This window comes from Kriegella aquimaris, assembly GCF_900103215.1.
GTDB lineage: Bacteria > Bacteroidota > Bacteroidia > Flavobacteriales > Flavobacteriaceae > Kriegella > Kriegella aquimaris.
In genome coordinates this window covers 44,422-67,119 of record NZ_FNGV01000016.1, presented here as the reverse complement: position 1 = coordinate 67,119, position 22,698 = coordinate 44,422, and the positions used below count along the sequence as shown (strand labels likewise).

19 protein-coding genes are annotated in these 22,698 nt (G+C 40.5%); 12 read left to right on the top strand and 7 right to left on the bottom strand.

The annotated features are described in order from the left end of the window. Positions 1-21 precede the first annotated feature (21 nt). From BLS33_RS21385 to BLS33_RS21345, 9 genes are all read left to right on the top strand, one after another. The gene (locus tag BLS33_RS21385; protein WP_089894787.1) at positions 22-1,125 is read left to right on the top strand and encodes a twin-arginine translocation signal domain-containing protein; all 1,104 of its coding nucleotides are present in this window, start codon (positions 22-24) and stop codon (positions 1,123-1,125) included. 164 nt (positions 1,126-1,289) lie between these two features. Then, entirely contained in the window at positions 1,290-2,969 is a 1,680-nt protein-coding gene (locus BLS33_RS21380) for a sulfatase family protein (protein WP_089894785.1), read from the top strand. A gap of 247 nt (positions 2,970-3,216) precedes the next feature. Continuing rightward, the gene (locus tag BLS33_RS21375; RefSeq protein ID WP_089894782.1) at positions 3,217-3,939 is read left to right on the top strand and encodes a FadR/GntR family transcriptional regulator; all 723 of its coding nucleotides are present in this window, start codon (positions 3,217-3,219) and stop codon (positions 3,937-3,939) included. Positions 3,940-4,051: 112 nt separating this feature from the next. After that, positions 4,052-4,678, top strand: coding sequence for a bifunctional 4-hydroxy-2-oxoglutarate aldolase/2-dehydro-3-deoxy-phosphogluconate aldolase (locus tag BLS33_RS21370; protein WP_089894779.1), 627 nt, complete (start codon positions 4,052-4,054; stop codon positions 4,676-4,678). 5 nt (positions 4,679-4,683) lie between these two features. Next, a complete protein-coding gene (dgoD, locus tag BLS33_RS21365) occupies positions 4,684-5,841 on the top strand; it encodes a galactonate dehydratase (protein ID WP_089894775.1) in 1,158 nt (385 codons plus the stop codon). A 60-nt stretch (positions 5,842-5,901) separates the two neighbouring features. Further along, on the top strand, positions 5,902-8,196 hold the full coding sequence (locus BLS33_RS21360; protein WP_089894772.1) for a sulfatase-like hydrolase/transferase: 2,295 nt from the start codon (positions 5,902-5,904) through the stop codon (positions 8,194-8,196). A gap of 90 nt (positions 8,197-8,286) precedes the next feature. After that, entirely contained in the window at positions 8,287-9,792 is a 1,506-nt protein-coding gene (locus BLS33_RS21355) for a sulfatase-like hydrolase/transferase (RefSeq protein WP_089894892.1), read from the top strand. 466 nt (positions 9,793-10,258) lie between these two features. Beyond that, entirely contained in the window at positions 10,259-11,257 is a 999-nt protein-coding gene (locus BLS33_RS21350; protein ID WP_176801477.1) for a toll/interleukin-1 receptor domain-containing protein, read from the top strand. 366 nt (positions 11,258-11,623) lie between these two features. Continuing rightward, positions 11,624-12,709, top strand: a complete 1,086-nt coding sequence (locus tag BLS33_RS21345; RefSeq protein WP_089894766.1) for a hypothetical protein — start codon at positions 11,624-11,626, stop codon at positions 12,707-12,709. A 96-nt stretch (positions 12,710-12,805) separates the two neighbouring features. Here BLS33_RS21345 and BLS33_RS21340 read toward each other — a convergent pair whose 3' ends face one another. The 7 genes from BLS33_RS21340 to BLS33_RS21315 form a co-directional block, all read right to left on the bottom strand. Continuing rightward, complete coding sequence (locus BLS33_RS21340) at positions 12,806-13,150, bottom strand: L-rhamnose mutarotase (protein WP_089894763.1); 345 nt, start codon at positions 13,148-13,150, stop codon at positions 12,806-12,808. Between the two features lie 11 nt (positions 13,151-13,161). Then, positions 13,162-14,478 (bottom strand): L-fucose:H+ symporter permease, encoded by a 1,317-nt coding sequence (gene fucP / locus BLS33_RS21335; protein WP_089894761.1) that lies wholly within the window; start codon positions 14,476-14,478, stop codon positions 13,162-13,164. Positions 14,479-14,511: 33 nt separating this feature from the next. Continuing rightward, a complete protein-coding gene (locus BLS33_RS21330) occupies positions 14,512-15,303 on the bottom strand; it encodes an SDR family oxidoreductase (protein WP_089894759.1) in 792 nt (263 codons plus the stop codon). 114 nt (positions 15,304-15,417) lie between these two features. Then, on the bottom strand, positions 15,418-16,425 hold the full coding sequence (locus BLS33_RS21325; RefSeq protein ID WP_089894757.1) for a zinc-binding alcohol dehydrogenase family protein: 1,008 nt from the start codon (positions 16,423-16,425) through the stop codon (positions 15,418-15,420). Between the two features lie 422 nt (positions 16,426-16,847). Beyond that, the gene (locus tag BLS33_RS25335) at positions 16,848-16,976 is read right to left on the bottom strand and encodes a hypothetical protein (RefSeq protein WP_262495087.1); all 129 of its coding nucleotides are present in this window, start codon (positions 16,974-16,976) and stop codon (positions 16,848-16,850) included. A 139-nt stretch (positions 16,977-17,115) separates the two neighbouring features. Beyond that, positions 17,116-18,447 carry a sugar porter family MFS transporter gene (locus tag BLS33_RS21320; RefSeq protein ID WP_089894754.1) on the bottom strand — a complete coding sequence of 444 codons (1,332 nt, stop codon included), beginning with the start codon at positions 18,445-18,447 and terminating at the stop codon, positions 17,116-17,118. 171 nt (positions 18,448-18,618) lie between these two features. Further along, positions 18,619-19,857: a 3-deoxy-D-manno-octulosonic acid transferase gene (locus tag BLS33_RS21315; protein WP_089894751.1), complete on the bottom strand. Its 1,239-nt coding sequence runs from the start codon at positions 19,855-19,857 to the stop codon at positions 18,619-18,621. Between the two features lie 91 nt (positions 19,858-19,948). On the opposite strand from BLS33_RS21315, the gene BLS33_RS21310 reads away from it, so the two are divergent. From BLS33_RS21310 to BLS33_RS21300, 3 genes are all read left to right on the top strand, one after another. Next, the gene (locus tag BLS33_RS21310; RefSeq protein WP_089894748.1) at positions 19,949-21,103 is read left to right on the top strand and encodes a DegT/DnrJ/EryC1/StrS family aminotransferase; all 1,155 of its coding nucleotides are present in this window, start codon (positions 19,949-19,951) and stop codon (positions 21,101-21,103) included. Positions 21,104-21,137: 34 nt separating this feature from the next. Then, positions 21,138-22,154 carry a UDP-glucose 4-epimerase GalE gene (gene galE / locus BLS33_RS21305; protein ID WP_089894743.1) on the top strand — a complete coding sequence of 339 codons (1,017 nt, stop codon included), beginning with the start codon at positions 21,138-21,140 and terminating at the stop codon, positions 22,152-22,154. A 114-nt stretch (positions 22,155-22,268) separates the two neighbouring features. Next, on the top strand, positions 22,269-22,628 hold the full coding sequence (locus BLS33_RS21300) for a hypothetical protein (RefSeq protein ID WP_089894890.1): 360 nt from the start codon (positions 22,269-22,271) through the stop codon (positions 22,626-22,628). Positions 22,629-22,698 lie beyond the last annotated feature (70 nt).

The window sequence follows — 22,698 nt, the reverse complement described above, 5'->3', positions numbered from 1 at the left end:
CTTGAAAGGCACGAAAATTTTATGGGGAATAGAAGGAATTTTATAAAAAGAACCGCCATTGCGGGGGCCGCTTTAGCCGCAACTCCATCATTCGGATTCAATATCCTTAAGAACAACCTGCCCAAAGATGAAATTATCGGCCATGGTGATTTTAGGTATAAAGTGATTAAAGATTGGGCAAAAATGAGCGTGGGGCATAACCCCATTCTTAATTGCCATGAAATGCAAATGGACAGTAAGGGACGTCTTATTATGCTCGGCGATCATACCGATAACAACATATTGGTTTTCGATAAATCCGGTAAATTGTTGGACTATTGGGGAACCCGTTATCCCGGTGGGCACGGATTGACATTGCATGATGAAGGAGGTGAAGATATGCTGTATATCGTTGATTGCGGGTGGTTTCAAGACCGCACGGGCAAATGGAAGAAACAGGCAGGAACGGTAAGCAAGACAACAATCGATGGTAGGTTGCTTTTTATGCTACCGGATCCACACACAATCGGCTTGTACAAAAAAGAACAGGAGTATTTGCCAACGGAGACTGCAGTAGGGCCTACGGGGGATATTTATGTGGCCGATGGCTATGGATCGGATTTTATTTTGCAGTTCAGTCCCCAAGGGGAATTTATACGCAAATGGGGAGGGCACGACAATTCCGATGAAAATTACAACTTAAGCAATGCCCATGGGGTGGCCGTTGATTACCGAGATAAAACCAATCCTGTTTTGGTTATTACTTCTCGTGCCACCAATAGTTTTAAGTTTTTCACCTTGCAAGGAAAGTATATAAAGACAGTCAACTTACCTGGTGCATATGTATGTCGTCCGGTATTGGATGATAGTAATATATATTCTGGTGTTTGTTGGTCTGAGAATGAGGCGGGACAAAGGTTTGGCGACTCTGGTTTCGTGACAATTTTAGACGCGGAAAATAAAGTGGTCTCCAATCCCGGGGGTAAAGCTCCGCAATACAAAAACGGAAAACTTCAGAAAATGTATCAGGCTGAAATACCCACTTTCAATCACGGGCATGATGTTTTTGTAGATGAAGATAAGAATCTGTATGTCTGTCAATGGAACGCCCACCACACGCCTCCGATAAAATTGGAAAGAGTGTAGTTTCAAGTTTGATTTGCGAAGGTTTTATACTTTAGTGTGGTTTGTCTTGTTGAAAAAGACCATTTGTGGTATATAATTACACATATCTTGTTTTCCTGTAGTACAATAATATGTATTTTCACACCAAATAATTATGTTCACCAACCGACAAAATCATTTCTTATATGTTATCTTATAAAAACGGGTCGCTCTATCTTCTATTGGTTCTTATGGCTTTTTCCTCCTGTAATGAAAAACAGGAAACCGTCGAGAAAAAACCCAACATCATCTATATTATGTCCGATGACCATACCACACAAGGTTTCGGTATTTATGGAAGTCGTTTGGCGGGCTTGAACCCTACTCCTGTTTTAGATCAAATTGCAAAAGAGGGCATGATTTTCGAAAATTGTTTCGTTCACAACGCCATATGTACTCCTAGTCGCGCTGCGATTATGACCGGCCAGAATTCACAGGCCAACGGTGTGCTTGATTTAGAAGGTATACTACCGATAGAAAAACAATACTTGCCCCAAGAAATGAAAAAATTGGGTTACCAGACTGCGATTGTCGGTAAATGGCACTTGCATGAAGAGCCTGCTTCCTTTGATTATTATCACGTTCTGCCCGGGCAAGGAAAATATTTTAATCCCGAATTTCGGGTTCAGGGCGAAAAACCTTGGCCAAAAAATGTGGTAAAAACCACAGGACATTCCTCTGACATGATTATGGATGCAACCTTAGACTATTTAAAAAATAATAGAGACCCGAATAAACCTTTTTTCTTAATGCATCATTTTAAGGCCCCTCATGATGATTTTGAAAATGCACCCCGATACGACGACTATTTAGCGGATACTTTTATTCCTGAACCTGAAAGTTTGTATGATAACGGAAACAATGGATCGGTGGCTATGCGGGGTAAAAACGATTCGTTGACTAGAATCATTGGGTCTTCGGTTTCGCATCGCAACCTTATTCGTAATCAGGCCATGAATATATATACTAAGGATAGTACGATATATCGAAAATACCGGGAAGCGAAGGATATTCGGCCAGAAGAATATGTGAAATGGGAAATGTCACCTGAAGAGAAGGATTATACCAGTAAGGTATACCAAGATTATATCAAGAAATACCTTCGCTGCGTCAAAGGCGTCGATGACAACGTAAAGCGATTATTGGACTATCTCGAGACCGAAGGTCTTCTAGAGAATACGATTATCGTCTATACAGGGGATCAAGGTTTTATGCTCGGCGAACACGATTATATTGATAAAAGATGGATGTATGATGAGTCGATGCGAATGCCCTTTTTCGTAAGGTATCCAAAATCGATACAAGCGGGAAGCCGTACCGATGCTATTATTAACAATACTGATTTTGCTCCCACGCTTATAGAATTGGCTGGCGGTGAAACACCCGATTATATGCAAGGGAAAAGTTTTAAAAGAATATTGGAAACCGGTGAAGAACCTGCCGATTGGCAAAAGGAGACCTATTATCGGTATTGGATGCACATGGCGCACAAGCACCAAAATCCTGCTCATTTCGGAATTCGGACCAAAGATTATAAATTGATATTTTTCTACGGCCGGTACTGGGTAGATACAGATGACCCGAATGCCGAATGGAACAAAGATAGCTGGGGCAACGATTTTACGAACCATACGCCCCCAGCTTGGGAGTTTTATGATTTAAAAAATGATCCAAAGGAAATGAACAATGCCTACGACGATCCGGCATATCAGGAAACTATCTCTAATTTAAAGGACCGGTTGGTGAAACTTCGGGAAAATCTTAATGAGACCGATGCCAATTATCCACATATTCAGAAAGTAATCGATGCACATTGGGAAGATTGATTAACTCGTTGCTATTGTTGAGAATGGTTTTTTTGGTATAGAACTGGGTTCATAGCAATTCTTTTTCACCAATCAGGAATGACGATAGGGTCGACAGATTTTTATTTTCGAGATAAAGCGCGATTAACTTCAAATCAAAATTTACTGTTGTTTTGCAATGCAATTGAACTTTGCACTGAATAAATTTCTAGTCGTAAATTTGTATGATGTCTGATAAATTATATATTTGTGTTTATAGTTTTTATACATGTTTTCAAAATTAGGACAACGAAAGTCACTTACCGAACAAGTTGAAGAAGAGCTTACCGCGGCGATACGCGCTGGCAAGTATCTGCCAGGTCAAAAAATTCCGACCGAGAGCGAACTCTGTCAAATATTTAATGTGAGTAGAACGGCGGTTCGGGAAGCCGTTAAAAAAATGAGCGCCCGTGGCATTATTAAAGTACGAAAGGGCAGTGGCGCCTATGTTTCTGAAGTAAGCGTGCAAAATGCTTCGGAAATATTGAACATGTTTTTTGAGTTGTCATCTAACGAAGATCTTGTTTTGCATACAATCGACGCCAGACAGATTATAGAACCTATGTTGGCGGCGAGGGCTGCTAAAAGTAGAACCGAGCATCATATTGATTTGCTTAGAAAGAATATGAAGAATATGCGTAGTTGCGCGCTTGATGACAAAAAAAGGGAAGCGGAGTTAGACAATGATTTTCATAATACACTGCTATCTATAACAGGTAACGAAGTGTTAGAATTGCTGCTCGGGCCTATTTTTTCCCTGATGCCAAAATTTAAAACCAGTGTCTTCGCCAAACCTACTAGTGGCAACCTTTTGGAGGCTAAAAATAGCATGCTCGAGCATCACCAAAATATACTAGAGGCGATTGAACGAAAAGATGCGGTAACGGCATCAGAAGCTATGAAAAATCACTTATTGGAAACACGGGCAAACTATGTACGGTCAATAAATTAACCAAAAGTTTTGCCGTAGCCTTAGGGCGTACCTTATATGTTGATCGGCATACTAGTAACGAAAAACAAATTTGTTCTATAATGGAGGGTTAAATTTCCTGACACATACTGCGATGAAAAGAAATGAAATAACCGCGCTTATCGAGCGTGAAAAAATTGTTGCCATTATTCGTTTGCGCAAGCAAGATGAGGTGAAAAATGTATTAAAAGGACTTGTTTCTGGGGGAATCAAAGTGCTGGAAATCACATCGAATACACCTGGTTTTTTAGAGGAAATTTCAAAAGGCAGAGAACTTTATGATAAAGCACTTATCGGTGCAGGCACGGTGACCAATACGAAAATCGCTGCTGATGCTATAAAGGCAGGGGCCCAATTTTTGGTAACACCCAATACCAATGCGGAGGTGATAAAATTGGCTCATAAAAACAATATTCCTGTTTTAATGGGTGCTTTGACACCCACGGAAGTATGTGTGGCCGTAGAAAATGGTGCCGATATCGTAAAACTTTTTCCAGCAGGCAATATGGGTTTTGATTATTTTAAAGCAATTCGAGGCCCATTGTCAGAGACCAAATTTTTTGTTGTTGGAGGCATTGATTTAGAAAATGCTCGCGACTGGATGGCTGCTGGGGCTTCCGGTTTGGGAATCGGAAGCGTATTGACCAAATCAGGTACCACAGCGCAAGATATTGCAACCATTAAACATACCGCTCGACAATTTGTAGAACGAATTAAATAAAAGCAATGGACGATTCAAGAATTGAGAAAATAGAACTATTTAAAGTGCCACCCAGATGGTTGTTCCTTAAGGTAACTACCAAAAGTGGTATTGTAGGTTGGGGCGAGCCCGTTGTTGAAGGCAAGGCCGATACCGTCGCAGCCTGTGTCAAAGAATTAGAGCAATATGTTATCGGAAGAAATGCCAATGACATTGAAGATATCTGGCAGATTTTATACCGTGGAGGTTTTTACCGTGGAGGCCCTATTCTGATGAGTGCCATATCGGGAATTGATCAGGCTTTATGGGATATTAAGGGTAAATTTTTGAATGTTCCCGTGTTCGAATTGTTGGGTGGGGCAGTCCGCCATAAAATGAAAATGTATTGTTGGATCGGGGGAGATAACCCCGATGTTGTTTTAGAGCAGGCACATGAAAAAGTCAAGGCGGGCTATCAAGCGGTTAAAATGAACGCAACAGGTGGAATGCAGTGGGTTTCCTCTCTAAAAGACATTAAAACAGTTGCACTCAATATTAAACTGCTGCGGGAAGAATTTGGTTATGACCTAGATATCGGACTTGATTTTCACGGCAGGGTACATAAGCCGATGGTAAAAAAATTAATCGATGAACTGGCACCTTATGAGCCAATGTTTATCGAGGAACCTGTTCTTTCGGAGAATAACGATGCCCTAAAACACATTTACCCATACACCAATATTCCAATAGCGACAGGGGAACGTATGTTCTCTAGATGGGATTTTAAAGAAATATTACATCAAGGCGTAGTCGATATTATTCAGCCAGACCTTAGTCATGCCGGGGGAATTTCCGAAGTGCGACGCATTGCCACTATGGCCGAAGCTTATGATGTGACCATCGCGCCCCATTGTCCGTTGGGCCCGATTTCTTTGGCTTCAGCATTACACATAGATTTTGTCTCTGCGAATGCCATTATTCAAGAAAGTAGCTTGGGAATTCATTATAACCAAGGGTATGATATATTGGATTATGTGCTGAATCCTGAAATTTTTGATGTCAAAGACGGACATATCGATTTATTCAAGAAACCAGGGCTAGGCGTAGAAATCAACGAAGAAAAACTATTGGAAGGACAGAAAGTAGGCCACAATTGGGCCAATCCTATTTGGCGTAACGAAGATGGGAATTTCTCGGAGTGGTAATTAAATCTTATAAAAAGATAATTGAAATATCTTAGAACCAGCGCTATAATAAATTTCCCAATGGAACGAACCCCTAACTTTTTGATTGGAATTCTTTGTTTAGCAGGTTTTCTTTTGTGCTTTGGTCCCTTAAACGCCCAAGGCAATACCTCGGAAAGACCCAACATAATTCTGATTATGGTCGATGATTTGGGATATGAAGCTGTGGGTTGTTATGGTGGTACTTCCTATCAAACACCAAACATCGATAAATTGGCGGCAGGCGGTATGCAATTCAACCAAGCCTACGCCCAGCCCTTATGTTCTCCTACCCGTTTAGAAATTATGACGGGAAAATATACCTATCGAAATTGGACTTCCTTCGGCATTCTAGATCCCAGGGAGAAAACTTTTGGGCATCTTATGCAAGATGCAGGCTATGCCACCTGTATCATTGGAAAATGGCAGTTGCAGAGTTACGATCCCGTTGATTATCCGGGTTCTGAATTCAGACGCGATACGGGTATGAAAATCCATATGGCGGGTTTTGATCAATATTGCACTTGGCATGTGGGGCATACAGAAGATAAAGGCTCGCGTTACGCCGATCCCGTTATTTTTCAAAATGGGGAATTCTTGAAAAATACCGAGGATAAATATGGTCCAGATATATTCAGTGATTATTTGAATGAATATGTAAGTCGTCAGCGAGAGAAGCCTTTTTTTGTATACTATCCGATGGTGCTTACACATAATCCCTTTTCGCCAACTCCTAATAGTATGACATGGAAAGACTCCACAAAAAGATTTGATGAAAATCCGGGCTATTTTAAGGATATGGTGGAATATACCGATAAAATTGTGGGAGACATTGTGGATAATCTCGAGAGAAAAGGATTGCGGGAAAACACTATGATTTTATTCTATTCCGACAATGGCACCAATCGCGAAATTTACTCGAATATGGGTAGAAAGGTAGTTCAAGGTGGTAAAGGATTGACTACCGAAGCTGGTATTAAGGTTCCTTTTATTGCGAATTGGCCTGGTAAAATCAAAGAAGGGTCTACAACCGATGAATTGATTTCCGCTATTGACTTTTTACCTACGATACTTGAGGCTGGTGGAAAACCGATTCCCGAAGATTTTCACACCGATGGGCAAAGTTTTTTGCCTGTTCTGGAAGGGAAGCCATCACATCGAAGAGATTGGATTTATATGGATTACAACCCGAAACCGGGGTGGGATAAAGATCAATTTGCCCGTTCGGAATTTGTTATGAATAGCACCTATAAATTATATGGCGACGGCAGGTTCTATAATATCGAGGAGGATGAATTAGAACAAGATTCCATACCCTCTACCTTACTCGATGACCAAACTAAAATAACAAAAAAGCATTTTAGGGTCATTATAGATTCTTTAAAAAAGTATCCCAGCTATGGCTGGATAGAACGTTTGGCTCCTGAATTTGATTCGGTTGTTTCCGAACATGCCAGGATCGAATTGGTCGCGGAGGGTTTTAACTGGTCCGAAGGTCCCGTTTGGCAGCCACAAGGTCAGAAACTCCTATTTTCAGATGTGCCCGAAAACAAAATATACCAATGGAACGATATAAGTGGACTCGAACTTTATATGACTCCTTCAGGTTATACGGGGCCTTCAATCGATAAAAATCAAAAAGGAGGAAAAGGCTCGAACGGTTTGACATTGGACTCCGATGGTAATTTGATTCTATGCCAGCAAGGCGATCGCACAATTAGCAAGTTAGTAAGTTTGCCCGATGTGTTACATCCAAAATTTCAATCGCTAGTATCCCATTACAAGGGAAAAAAATTAAATTCACCGAACGATTTGGTTTATGACCAAAACGGTAATTTGTATTTCACAGATCCTTCTTTCGGGTTGGGCGACAAACAGAGTGAAATAGGGTTTAATGGCGTTTATTTCTTCAGTAAGGATGGAGCCTTGACCCTTTTGGATGAGAGTGTAAAAGCCCCGAACGGTATTGCTATCTCGAATGATAACAAAACGCTGTATGTAGCCGATTCCGATGTCAGCTCCCCAAAAATTTTGGCCTATGATATTGTCGGTGAGGGGCATGTTAAAAACAAAAGAGCATTCTTTGATGCTACACAATTGCGGGAAGCCAGTGTCAGTAAACAATCACCTGATGGCATGAAAATCGACAAAAATGGGAATATCTTTTTGGCGGGACCCGATGGCGTGCTGGTGATTTCACCAAAAGGAAAACATTTGGGTACTATCAGAACAGATAAGAAAACAGGTAATTGTGAGTTCAGTGATGACGGCAGGCACTTGTTTATTACGGCTGATGATTATCTATTGCGTGTAAATTTACTTCCGTACTCCAAATAAAATGGAGGAATAGCCGCTCGTGGGGTGCATAAAAATTTGACGGCAGCAATAAAATAGAATCCATTGTTAAATGGAATTAAAATCAATCAAATGAAAATATTTATAGTCGCATTCGTTTTAGTGCTTCAAGGATTGTTCATGACTTCATGCGCCTCGAAAAAGGAAGAAAATAAAGCTGGCGAAGAAAGACCGAACATCGTTTTTATTATTGCAGACGACATGGCTTGGGATGATAGTGGTGCTTATGGGCATCCATATATTCAGACACCGAACATTGATAAACTTGCTGCTCAAGGTATGCGTTTCGACAATGCTTTTTTAACGACAAGTTCTTGTAGCCCGAGCAGAACCAGTATCATAACGGGTATGTATCCGCATAATACTGATGCAGAACAATTACACTGGCCCTTACCTGCCGATCGAATAACCTTTGTGGAACATTTGAAAAAATCAGGCTATTGGACGGCACAAGCGGGAAAATGGCATATGGGCGAGGCTGTCAAAGACCGATTCGACCTCGTTAAAGATGTGGGTACTCACGGGTTTCAATTATCTCCCACGGGGAAAAAAACGGCTCAAATTGGAGACGGTAGCGGCTGCGAGAATTGGGTGCCTGTTATGCAAGAACGGCCCGAAAACCAACCCTTTTTTCTATGGTTGGCCGCGGTAGATCCACATCGCCCGTATAGCGAAGGTATTATTGAAAATCCTCATGGGTTAGAAGACGTGGTACTTCCCCCGTATTTTCCAGATACAGAAGAAGTGCGAAAAGACTTTGCTCACTATTATAACGAAATTACCCGATTGGATAATTATGTTGGAAAGGTTGTGGCAGAGTTGGATGCGCAAGATATATCAGAAAACACATTAATACTCTTTATTAGTGATAATGGAAGACCTTTTCCAAGAGATAAAACCACGCTTTATGATGGCGCTATAAAAACACCCTGGATAATGAAATGGCCAAAGAAGATAAAACCTGGCTCGGTGAGCGAGAGTTTGGTGAGTTCCGTAGACATAGCGCCGACATTTATGCAACTGGCGGGTTTGAAATCGATTCCCTCGTTCGAGGGTGTTGATTTCTCCGAACTATTGACCGACCCTGAAAAAAATGTCAGGGATGAAATTTATGCTGAAGATCACTGGCACGATTATGAAGACTATACGAGAGCTATCCGTACCAAAACCCATAAATATATTCGTAATTTTTATACCGATTTGCCAAATACACCATCGGCCGATGCTTTTGTGGGGGGCACCTTCACTTCCATGCTTGAACTAAAGCAAAAAGGAGAATTAACAGCCGCGCAATTGGCCTGTTTTGATGCCCCACGGCCTGAAGAAGAATTATATGATGTGGTCAATGATCCCTATGAACTAAAAAACCTTGCAGGAAGTACCGATGCCAAGGAAACCCTACTGCATTTACGTGCTGAACTTAAAAGAATGAGGGCTATTTCTAATGATAGTCTTCCTGATTTTAGAACACCCGATGAGTTCGATAGAAACACGGGCAAATCGAACGATTTTAGGAAAAGACCACGCCCATCGAAAAAGGAGATGGAAAAAATCATTCGTGAAATGAATGGGAAGTGATTAATGGCAAACTGCTTGAAAAATGGTGGGATATAAACACTTGTATTTGAAATTTAATGGTAGCCTTAAGTGAGGAAATATCTGATTTTCGGTGATTCTATCTAAATATCTTACTTTCATACGGCGAGTTCATTAACCAACGGTACAGGTTTTTAAGTAAATGACACATAATTTATTACCGTTATAGGCCAAATACGCTACTTTTAGCTATGGAATTATTTTCTTAATTTAGATCAAACAGAATAAAATTCGGCTTTTAGGAAATGTCTTGACATTAGGATAGATCCTTTTATTTTATGGTCAACACTTTTTGCAATTTGCCAATTATAGGGATTTGGCCTTATTAAATTAAAAAAATAGCTATCTGTTTAGACTGAAGCAGATTTGACGCGGAAATCTGCGACACATTTTAATGAAGCATTTAGTTAAAAATTAAATGCTAGAACTAGGGCATTACCTAAAGGATATGAAAATATTTGTCACATATAGTAGATCAACGCAACGGGAAGTAGCATCATTGGTTAAAGACTTAGAAGAGCTGGGCCATGAGGTTTGGTTTGATAGGGATATAAGCGGAGGGCAAAGTTGGTGGAACAACATCTTAAGCCAAATTAGAGATTGCGAAATTTACGTATTTGCCATAGCTAAAGACGCTATTGACTCTACGGCATGTATACGCGAACTAAAGTATGCCGAAGCACTGGGAAAAGCACCATTGCCTGTTTTAATTAAGAATGATGTGTCGTTGGCGCTAGCACCAAGGTACATATCAAACGTACAATATGCAGACTACACGAAATCTGACCAAAAAAACGCTATCATTGATTTAATTAAATCATTGAAGGGAATTACACCGACAACTTCATTACCGGATCCTTTACCGGAACCTCCAGAAATACCTATATCATACCTAGACACCCTCAAAGAGAAAGTTGATGCACCAACGATGACCAGAAATGAGCAGATTGGTCTGGTGAAAACACTTCAATCAAAATTGGAAGACCCACAGGTAAACCATGAAGATATTATACTCTTATTGCATAGATTGCGAAAACATGATGAATTATTGTTTGCAACGGCAAAAGACATAGATGCACTTTTAGAACGATATCCCGTTTCACCACAACCCAAACCCAAACCCAAACCGGTAACAGATGATGTGAAAAGCCCGAGGCCAGAGCCCAAATCACCTCCGTCGTCAAATGTTTATCACAAACCTGTACAAAGCAGAACAGCTGTAACAAAAGATAGCACCCACCAACCATGGAATATAGGTTTGGTAATTTTGCTTGGCCTAGGAACATTTTGCATTCCCCTAATTGGGATTATTGCCGGAATAATAGCGCTAAATACAAAGGAAAATAAAACGGCTGGTGTGATTTTGCTTATCCTTGGAATCATTATGGCAATTGTGATTTTTTTAGCAGTGATCGGTGGTGCTTATGATGATCCTTATTACTATTAATCCGCATTGACAGGATATTCGGAACTTCCCAAAAGACGGAGGGCGATTCAATGAGACTTTGTTTGGTTCTGTTAGCCGTTGAATTTAGTTTTTCAGCCCTTCCTATTGCCCTGCCTTATTATAATTACACGAACATGATGCTTGTGTATTGAAATCCCATTCCCCAAGTCGAACCTTAAAAACTAAGACCTATTTTTTTCTGATTATACAATGATTCCTGCTATCTATACAATTGGTGTGTTTGCAATTTATCAATATGTATAAATTTCAAGACCGTTTTATAGACATTCCTTGGCATCTCCCTCTTAAAACTGTGGTTCGTCTCCCCCTATAATTAGTTGAAGTAATCCATTAAATATTTATAGTATGTTGACAAAAAGTAGTACCAAAACAGCCAGCTTAAAGCCTCTGGCCCAGAAAGCGAAACCAATTGATCTTTACATTCCTAAAGACATAGCAGAACAAACTGAAATTAATGCATGGGCATTGTCTAGCCTCAATAAAAGGCAACCTGTTCGCATTGATGAAACTATTGCAAAAGGACTAAGGCCCATTAAATTTAAGCGCAAGTTGCTATCACAACGTAGTGTATTGCGATCGGCGGGCGGTGATGTTGGTGGGGCACCTTTAATTCGAGAAAATTATATTGAAATAAGAATCAGTGACGGCAATAATAGCCATGGTAGTAATGCAGACCATATATTATTGCATTTTGGCGATGGGCACACCATACAGCTCAATGGAAGGCCTACGACCAAATTTCAAAGAGGAGATACCTTAAAATGGGATTTCAATTCCATTCAGGATACCATGGAAAACATAGATACCGATGCTTGGGACGAATTGATGATAGAGACCGAAAGTGGTGATGGTATAAAAATAGAAAACATCAAAGTAGTGCACAGTGGAGAAACGATTCTTGATTGGAACTACACCGTGTGGTTAGATGATTCGATTATGGAACCCAGTAGGTTCATTTCATTAACAGCCCAGATTCTTCAGACAAAATTAGAACAGATTGACCACAATTGGATTGCCCAAATACATTGGGCGGCTAGAGAAATCGGAAAAACCGATTCGACCAAGTATGGTACCGAAAATGCATGGTGCAGTGAATTCGCAAGTTGGGCGCTTCGTAAGGCCATGTGGGATACACCGGAGGGTAATTTTGGTTCTCAATTGATGGAGAATTATTTTGATGGCATAGGTCGCGCCCATCAAATTAGTGAAATTATGAACGGCTCTTATGATTTGAACCCCGGAGATTATCTTCGTTTTGAATGGGCCAGTGGAGGTCAACATAGCGGGTTGTTTATCGACTTTGTTGACGACCCTAACAATTTGACCGAAGATACTAGAATAAAAACTATTGAGGGAAACACAAGCTCTACAGTACGTGTACGGACTGGACGGAAATTGGGAGATGTTATCTCATGTGGGAATACACGTTGAAATAAAGGTTGGATAAGAACGAAAAAGCCAAGGCCGAAACCTTGGTTTTTGTTTTTAGACAATAAATAGCACTATTAAAAAAAGTGTAATAGAACTTTATTCTTGTTGAAAAATTTTCTCCAAAGGAATCCATTTTACTCCCTCTTCTGCCCAAGGTAGTGCTTGTTGATATTTCCACATCAATGCCTCCCATTCTTTGACCTTTGGATTATTGGCATCTACTTCCGCTTTTTTGACTGGATCGAATCTTTCATCAACATCCATAATCATAAACATGCGGTTTCCAGTGAGATATATCTGCAAATCAACAACACCAAGGTCTTTGGAACTTTGGGTAATTTCGGGCCATGCATTTCCTGGGGCGTGGTATTTTTTGTATTCCGCTATTAATTTAGGGTCATCCTTTAAATCACACGAAAAACAATATCTCTTTGTAGACATAGTTTATTCTTTTAGTACGTATGAATTTTATGGGTTCTGTAGCCGTAGGCGGCTACAACAAAAAAGCAAATGAGTGGCAATACAAACGAAAAATTCACTTCCGGAACTCCTAAAATTTCAATATCGGTGTAACCATCACCACCAAGATCTAAAATCGCACCTTGCAGCACTGGCATAATGGCACCGCCCACAATAGCCATAACCAAAAATGCTGCGCCGTACTTGGCATCTTCGCCAACGCCTTGAAGGGCAATACCGTAAATCGTAGGAAACATCAGTGACATGCAAAGTGAAATGCCGACCAAAGAGTAGAGACCGGTCATTCCTTGAATGAAAATGGCACCAAGGGTAAAGGCAATAGCTCCAAAAGAAAAGAACATCAACAACCTGCCAGAGTCAAAGAATTTCATCATATAGGTAGCTATCCAACGACCGACCAAAAATAGAATAAGAGCAACGTAAGCATAGGTAACAGCATCTCTATTGTCAATGCCCAGTGTTTCCGCATATTGATAGATATAGGTCCAGCACATAATCTGTGCTCCGACATAGAACATTTGAGCGATAACACCTTCTACAAATCGCTTGTTTTTAAAAAGTCTTTTGACCCCAGTTCCTACTGAGTCGCTGCCTTTATCTTTACTTTCCGGCATCTTGACTACGGCAATGACTACGAGCATAAGCAATACGAAAAGCCCGAGTATCACATAAGGATCTCTAATGACCATTAAGTCGGAGGCTCTCACTGTCGCTTTCGCCGATTCCGATAGGGTATCATAGACTGCACTGCCATTGGCATCTATATCATCTGATTGTAATGAACCTAAAATAAAGGCCTGCGCAATGAATAACCCCGAGAGTGCTCCGATGGGATTAAAAGCCTGGGCAAGATTTAATCTTCGCGTCGCAGTACGCTCATCGCCCATGGCAAGAATGAACGGGTTGGCGGTGGTTTCTAAAAAAGCGAGACCAAAGGTAAGAATGTAAAGTGCGGCAAGAAAAAAGCCAAATTCTGCATACGCGGCGGCCGGATAGAATAGTAAGGCACCTATTGCATACAAGACCAAACCGGCAAGAATTCCTTTTTTATAACTGTATTTTTTTATGAAGATCGCAGCAGGGAACGCCATGGTAAAATAGCCCCCGTAAAATGCCATTTGTACCCACGAAGCCTGTGTGTTGTTAAGCTCTAGTACTTTTTTAAAGGCAGAAACCATTGGGTTGGTAATATCATTGGCAAAGCCCCATAAAGCAAATAAGGAGGTGATAAGGATAAAGGGCAACAGGACTTTTTTCGAGACTACCGGGATATTTTCTGATTTTTCCATGCTATAATGTTCTGTTAATTAAGTTGGTTTTTATTATTCGGTCAATAACGATCGGTCTAAATGTACGTATCCACCGTCAACTGTGATAAATTGACCTGTAGTATGCGATGATCTTTCGGAAATAACGAAAAGACAAGTGTCCGCAATTTCTTGGGGAGTGGTCATTCGGTTTTCTAGCGGTATTTTTTTAACGATAGCTTTTAATTTTTCGGCTCCGTTTTCCAAAGTTTTTATCCAATTGTCATAGGCAGGTGTCCAGCTTTCGGCAATGATTATAGCATTTGAACGGATACCGTATTTTATAAGGTCGACCGCCCATTCCCTAGTAAGGCCGAGTACCCCGCCTTTGGCAGCGGCATAGCCCGAAGTTCTTCCTTGACCAGTGAGCGCAACCTTTGAACCAATGTTCAAAATATTCCCTTTTGAGGCTATCAATTGGGGTAGGGCATGTTTTACGATCAGGAAATAGCTGACCATATTCAACTTCAGGGAGTTCATGAACTCTTCGTAAGATGCGTCTAGACCCACACCATCGTTAACCCCAACATTATTGATTACGGCATCGATGCGACCATATTTTTCGATGATACCGTCCATAGCCTTCTTTATCTGTTGGGGGTCCGTTACATCGGTTTGGAAAAATGAAGCATCGATTCCTTTTTTTTGAAGTTCTTCCGCATACCCGAAACCACGAGCATTTCGGTCAATTATCGCGGGTATTGCCCCTTCATTTGCCAATGACTGTAAAATCGTTTCGCCAATGCTTCCCTTTATTCCTGCGGCTCCGCTAATGACAACTACTTTTCCTTTAAGACCTAAATCCATTTGTACTTTGAATTATGATTGTTCCTTAAAATTTATTTTGTTCCTAGATGAGGTTCCAAGCCATATAAGAACAATCGAATCCTGCATGGTTGTTCTCTGGGTTCGGTGTTTGATTTAGAATTTAACGGTCGCTTTTATAACACCTGTCTCTGGTTTGGTCCAACTATCGAAATTTGCTATCATGTCGGTAAAAGGTACATTGTGTGTTACAAATGAATCGGTAGGAAATTGTTTTATGACATTGATCACATGTTCAAAATCTTCCGTAGTGGCGTTCCTGCTGCATAATAGGGTGGTTTCTTTGGCATGAATCGCAGGATGGGTGAAGGTAAGTTCTCCCTTTGATAGTCCCACAAGTATGTACCGACCACCATGCGCCATATAATCAGTGCCTGATTCCAACGCTCCTTTAAACCCTGTGGCATCGAAGATCGCTGTGGCCATATCACCATTGGTTATTTCTTTGATTTGAGCAACGGGATCGGCAGTTACGTTTACTATATATTCAGCACCGATCTCATTTTTCGCATACGCCAACCGGCTATCGTTAACATCCATGGCGATGACTTTCGCACCGGCAATTTGTGCCAGTTTTATGATGCCTATTCCGATGGGCCCGCAACCTACAACGACTACGGTTTCTCCTTTTTGAACGGCAGCACGTCGTATCGCATGTGCTCCAATGGCCAATGGCTCGACAATGGCCATTTCATCGTCTGATAAATGGTTGGCTGGTAATAGTATGTCGCTAGGAACCGTAATTTGCTCTTGCATGCCACCATCGGTATGTATGCCTAAAACCGCTATATTGGTGCAGCAATTGGTTTTTCCATTACGGCAGGCGACACAAGTGCCGCAGCTGAGGTAGGGCATGACTACAACCTTGTCACCGGCTTTTATACCTTGCGGATTATTACCGATCTCGACTACTTCACAGGCCAGTTCATGACCTAATATTCTAGGATAAGTAAAAAATGCTTGGTTACCAGAGTAAGCATGAAGGTCAGTACCGCAGATACCTACTTTGTTTACCTTTAAAAGAGCTTCGTTCTTCTTCCTCACAGGGAATTCTTTTTCTTTTATTAAAAAAGTTCCCGGTTCTTCACATACAATATATTTCATTCTTCTGATTAAAATTCAATTTTAAAAGAGTGCTCCATTTTCGGTGCGCCCTAAATTATAAAAAAACTAACGTAACTAGTCATCTTTGCAAGCACAATTTGCTGTTCACCTCTTGTCTTTTTGGCGATAGAATTATTATGATGGGATGAGAACTATCAAACCCATATAAAAATGTGCAGGAATGCGGATTTCAGGTTTTACTTAATTATCAAAAATGATTTAGTCTGGGGCTAAGGTCTTGTTTTAATAACTATTGGTAGAGAACGAATGTAGAAATTGATACAACAAATGGTTTTACCTAAGATTTTGTGGCAAAAAAAAGACCCTTAAGAGAATAAAGAGTCTGTATGGATATTGTTGAAGCCAATTTCCAAATAGTGAATGTTTTATTGGTATTGAATGTGACCCTGATTTGTTGTTTGCTAAAGAATGCCTATGCCCGCCAAAATTAGACCGATAACCACCGATAGCAGTATGCCTATCAAAATCACGACCATAATGGTTAGAAACCCATTTAACACCCTGGTGCCAAAATCCAGTTCATTTTCCATAATCATATCGTTTATCCGAATTTAAGAAAAATTTGTTTAAAATATGGGGTTCTTTTTCAGTATTTTAAGTTGTATTGCCAGTTTAGTATGTTTGTTCGCTGAATCACTAATTTATTCGTTGAATTGTAAGGGGCATTGGTTAGTTCTTGGTGGATTTTCCGCTTAGCTTGCTGCTAAGCTCCTCTAAGGATACGCCTTTGGTTTCCGGCATCATGAACCGTACGAAAAGTAGTTGTAATACCATCATAAAGGCAAAAAATGCAAATACGGGTCCTGGACCAATTTTAGTGAACAATACGGGTACCAAAGAAGGAATAATGGCAGCCAATACCCAATGGGTGGAGCTACCGAAAGATTGTCCCGCCCCCCTCAGGTGATTCGGGAAAATTTCCGCTATAAATACCCAAATGACAGCCCCTTGCCCTATGGCGTGTGATGCTATAAATAGGAATAGAAATATTGGTACGGCCATGCCTTCCCATTCTAAAATAAAAGCGGCAGCTACTAAAGATAGGGATATGATGTAGCCAAAAGAACCAAAATACATTAGTTGTTTACGACCCAATCGGTCGATTAAGAAGATGCCTAACAGGGTAAACAATAAATTGGTAACCCCGATACCAATACTGCTCAATAAAGCTGTGCTCTCACCCAATCCTGCAGCTTCAAAAATTCTGGGAGCATAATATAGAAAGGCGTTGATTCCTGAAAATTGGTTAAAAAATGCAATTAAAAATGCCAATATAAGTGGATATCGATACTTCTTCAGAAATATGTTTTCCGATTTGCTTTCAGAATTTTGTCCTTGTTCCATTTCTTTTTGTAGTTCATCGATGGAAAGTTCCGGATTGATAGAAGTCAAGATTTCCGCCGCTTCGGCTTTTCTGTTTTTGGTCAAAAGCCATCTTGGACTTTTAGGAACCGTTAGTACAAAAAGTGTATAAATGATTGCAGGAAAGGCTTCTACACCGACCATCCAGCGCCAATCGTTTTCGCCCATATCGCTTAACAAGTAATTTGATAGAAATGCCAATAGTATGCCGAAAACTAACATAAATTGGTAAAGCCCCACCAATCGCCCCCTGTCTTTTGCAGGTGCTATTTCAGATATATAGGCAGGGGCCGCTACAGTCGATGCACCTACACCCAGTCCCCCAATGAATCTGGCAATGGCAAAAATAATGGGGTCGTTCGCAAATGCCGACCCAATCGCCGATACGGAAAAGAGCACCCCAATCCAAATCAGAGTATTCTTACGTCCAATTTTGTCGGTCGGGATACCTCCTAAAATCGCCCCGATTACAGTTCCCCATAGTGCCATGCCGATGACAACAACCCCGTGAAAAGTATCGGTAGAATTCCATAGCAGTTGCAGTTTCTTTTCAGCTCCTGAAATGACGACGGTATCAAAGCCAAATAAAAAGCCCGCTAGGGCCGCAATTAAAGAAATTCGAAGGATTTTAGAATTCATCGGTATGTGTATTGGTTTTTGGTAAAACTAACAAAAAAATGCACATTAATATTAAAGATTAGCAATGTCACACAAATTGGAAGGGCAGCAAATAGATGTGTAATAATATCGAAATAGACTATCTATTAGGTGGTCAAGAACGATTTTTAAAATTCTTCAGTTCGTTATACACTAATTTAATATGTTCCGTATATAAGACATGATCTGAATACTAGCGCCTTTGTTCTTGGCTATATATTTTGCATTGATCGCTCCGGTTTTTTTGCGGTATTCTACATCATCGAGCAGTTTTTTTAATAGCTCGCCAAATGTCCACTGATCAGTAACGGTCAGAATTCCTTTTTGAGCAACTAATTCCTCTGCCTCTTTGAAACCTTTATATTGAGGCCCGATAATCACAGGAACTCCGAATACAGCGGGCTCTAGCGTGTTGTGTAACCCGGTAGCAAAGGCACCGCCTACATAAGCAATGTCGGCATAGCTGTAAATTTTGGTTAACAGGCCGATGGTATCTACTATAAGTACGTCGTATTCACCTAGGGTGTTTTCGTCCATTTTGGAATAAAGCACCTTTTTCTTTGATATGGCCCCGGTCAATCCAAGAATTTTATCCGTTTTAAGAGTGTGGGGGGCTAGTACGTATTTGAAGTTCTTAGGTGAATTATTAATATAGTCGATAAGTATGGCTTCGTCTTCTGGCCAAGTACTTCCGGCGACAAAGCACAATCGGTCTTTTTTGAACTTTTCCATAAACAACAACGTATTGTCGCGATCCAAGATTTCGGAAACGCGATCGAGCCTAGTGTCCCCGCTTACCGATACATTGGTTATTTGTATCGATTTCAACAGTTCTTGAGACCTTTCATCTTGTACAAAAAAATGGTCAAAAACGCGTAATGCGCTGCGCATAAAGTTACCGTACCCTTTAAAATAGATTTGTCTTTCCCTGAAAATGGCCGAAATCAAAAGTGTCGGAATTTGCCTTTTCTTCAACTCTTTTAAGTAATTGGGCCAAATCTCATATTTGACAAAAATAACCAGTTTAGGGTTGACCAAGGAGACAAATTTTCGGGCATTTTGAATGGTGTCCATGGGTAGGTAAACCACAACATCTGCATCTGCGGTATTTTTCTTCACCTCATAACCAGAGGGGGAAAAAAAAGTAACCAAAGTTTTGTAGGACGGATATTCTTTTCTTATTTTTTTAAGTATTGGGAGACCTTGTTCAAACTCCCCAAGGGAAGCTACGTGCATCCAAATTACTTGATCGTCTTTGGTGAAATTATTTTTTAAATTGGGAAAGGTTTCTTTTCTTCCATTTATAAAAAGCTTGATTTTATTATGGAAAGGAGCTATTAAAGTGAGGAACCCCCACGAGATACGCACAATAAGATCATATATTAAATGCACTGCGAAATTCTTTGGGGCTAAATTACACTTCTTTCGACAATATCATTGATAGGCATTTTGTATTTTTGCCGGGGTATTCTAATTCCTAGCTATGAAGAAAATTCAAATGGTAGACCTTAAGGGTCAATACCAAGGTATAAAGGAACAAGTAAATTCGGCCATTTCCGAGATTTTGGATAGTTCGTCTTACATCAATGGACCTGAGGTGCATTCCTTTCAAGCGGAACTTGAAAAATATTCAGATGTTGCACATGTCATACCTTGTGGAAATGGTACCGATGCCCTTCAGATTGCCATGATGGGATTGGGTCTTCAGCCAGGCGATGAAGTTATTACGGCCGATTTTACTTTTGCGGCCACTGTTGAGGTTATCGCATTATTACAATTGACCCCCGTTTTGGTCGATGTGTATCCAGACACTTTTAATATCGATGTAAATGCCATTGAAAAGGCCATTACATCTAAAACTAAAGCCATTGTTCCTGTACATCTTTTCGGTCAATGTGCCGATATGGATGCAATTCTTAAGTTGGCCCAAAAACATAACCTCTACGTCATTGAGGATAATGCCCAAGCTATTGGCGCAACCTATACGGCAATGGACGGTACAAAAAGAAAAGCAGGGTCTATGGGCCATGTCAGTGCCACATCGTTTTTTCCATCCAAAAACTTGGGTTGCTATGGTGACGGTGGGGCAATTTTCACGAATGACGATAAACTGGCACATACGCTAAGAGGTATTGTAAATCATGGTATGTACGAACGTTACCATCACGATGTGGTCGGTGTGAATTCGCGATTAGATTCTATACAGGCGGCAGTCTTGCGTGCTAAACTTCCTAGGTTAGATGCTTACAACGCTGCTAGAAGAGAAGCTGCGAGAAAGTACTCGAAAGCATTTGAAGCACAAGAGCACATAGTCGTACCAAAAACGGCGTGCACAAGCGATGGAATATGTGAAACCTGTGATTGCCATGTATTTCATCAATACACCCTAAAAATTACGAATGGAAAACGAGATGCTTTGGTACAACGTTTAGGGGAAATGGGGATACCTTGTGGTGTTTATTATCCCATTCCGTTACATAAACAAAAAGCGTACGCCGATGAACGCTATAATGAGAATGATTTCCCGGTTACCAATCAATTGGTGAAAGAGGTAATTTCATTGCCGATGCATACCGAATTGGATGATGAGCAAATCGCATATATTACTGATACGGTAATTGAATTTGTGAACAAATAAAAGACCAAGCCATAAAAATTAAACCAAATAGAAAATGAAAATACTTGTAACAGGAGGTCTCGGATTTATAGGTTCGCACACTGTTGTCGAACTTCAAAATGAAGGCTTTGATGTGGTTATTATCGATGACTGCTCCAACTCAACTGAAAATGTATTGGATGGTATCGTAGCCATAACAGGAAAAAGACCCCTGTTTGAAAAATTGGACTTAAAGGAAAAATCGAAGGTCGAGGATTTTTTCAAAAGACATTCCGATGTTGTTGGCGTTATTCATTTCGCGGCATCAAAAGCCGTTGGGGAAAGTGTTGAAAAACCCCTTTTGTACTATGAGAACAACATTGGTACCTTAGTGTATCTGCTTAAAGAACTTTCGCAGAAGAACAATGCCAGTTTTATTTTTAGTTCTTCTTGCACGGTCTACGGTCAGGCCGATCAAATGCCTATAACGGAAGATGCTCCGGTAAAACCGGCCGAATCGCCTTATGGAAATACCAAACAGATGGGAGAGGAGATTATTGCCGATACCTGTAAAGTGACCCCGGGCCTTAATGCGATTGCACTTCGTTATTTTAACCCTATGGGCGCTCATCCGAGCACAGAAATTGGAGAATTGCCTATTGGTGTGCCGCAAAATTTAGTGCCATTCATAACACAGACCGGTGCCGGACTTCGTGAACAGCTTTCGGTTTTCGGCGATGATTACCCTACAGAAGATGGTACGTGTGTTCGCGACTATATCTATGTGGTAGATCTGGCAAAGGCACATGTGATTGCCTTAAAACGATTATTAGAGAATAAGAATTCCGATAACTATGAGGTCTTTAATGTAGGTACCGGTAAAGGAAGCAGCGTATTGGAGGTGATTCAAAGTTTTGAAAAAGTTTCAGGCAAAAAATTGAATTATAAAATCGTTGACCGACGTCCTGGTGATATAACTACGGCTTATGCCGACACGACCAAAGCCAATGAAGTCTTAGGTTGGAAATCAGCGTATTCTTTAGATGAGGCCATGAAATCTGCTTGGGATTGGGAGCAAAAGATTCGAAGTTAGATCTTGCAATCCAATTCGGAAATAATCGGAAGAAGGTTTCTATATTTTATTGAGTAGTACACATTAATGATATCCGAAATAAACCAATCACCTAAAATTTTCGTAAATCAAGGTATGGTTTTGAATTTTGCAAATAGCACAGAGCTCATCCAAAGCGCAACAAAAAATAAGTTGTACCTTAAAATGGTTGCTCAATTGGAAAAGGATTTTGGGTTGGCGAATATTCCTATGGAATTTTCGGTAGATCTAGAACCTATGGAGTTGAAAACCGTTTTGCACGAGAAGATTTATGTACTCATTCTCGAAAAATTCAGTGACTACCTTAATCTACTTTATATTATTGATGTTCCTGAAAGAGTTGTCAAGAGCATTGTAGCGACCGATGTTGTAGAAGTTGCCGAACAAGTTTCTTTTTTGATTTTGAAGAGGGAATTCCAAAAGGTTTGGTTGAGACAAAAATATAGCGGAAGCTAGAACAAAAAAAACCGTTCGAAAACTATCGAACGGTTTTTTCTTTGAATGTTACAGCATGGAAGCTGCTAAA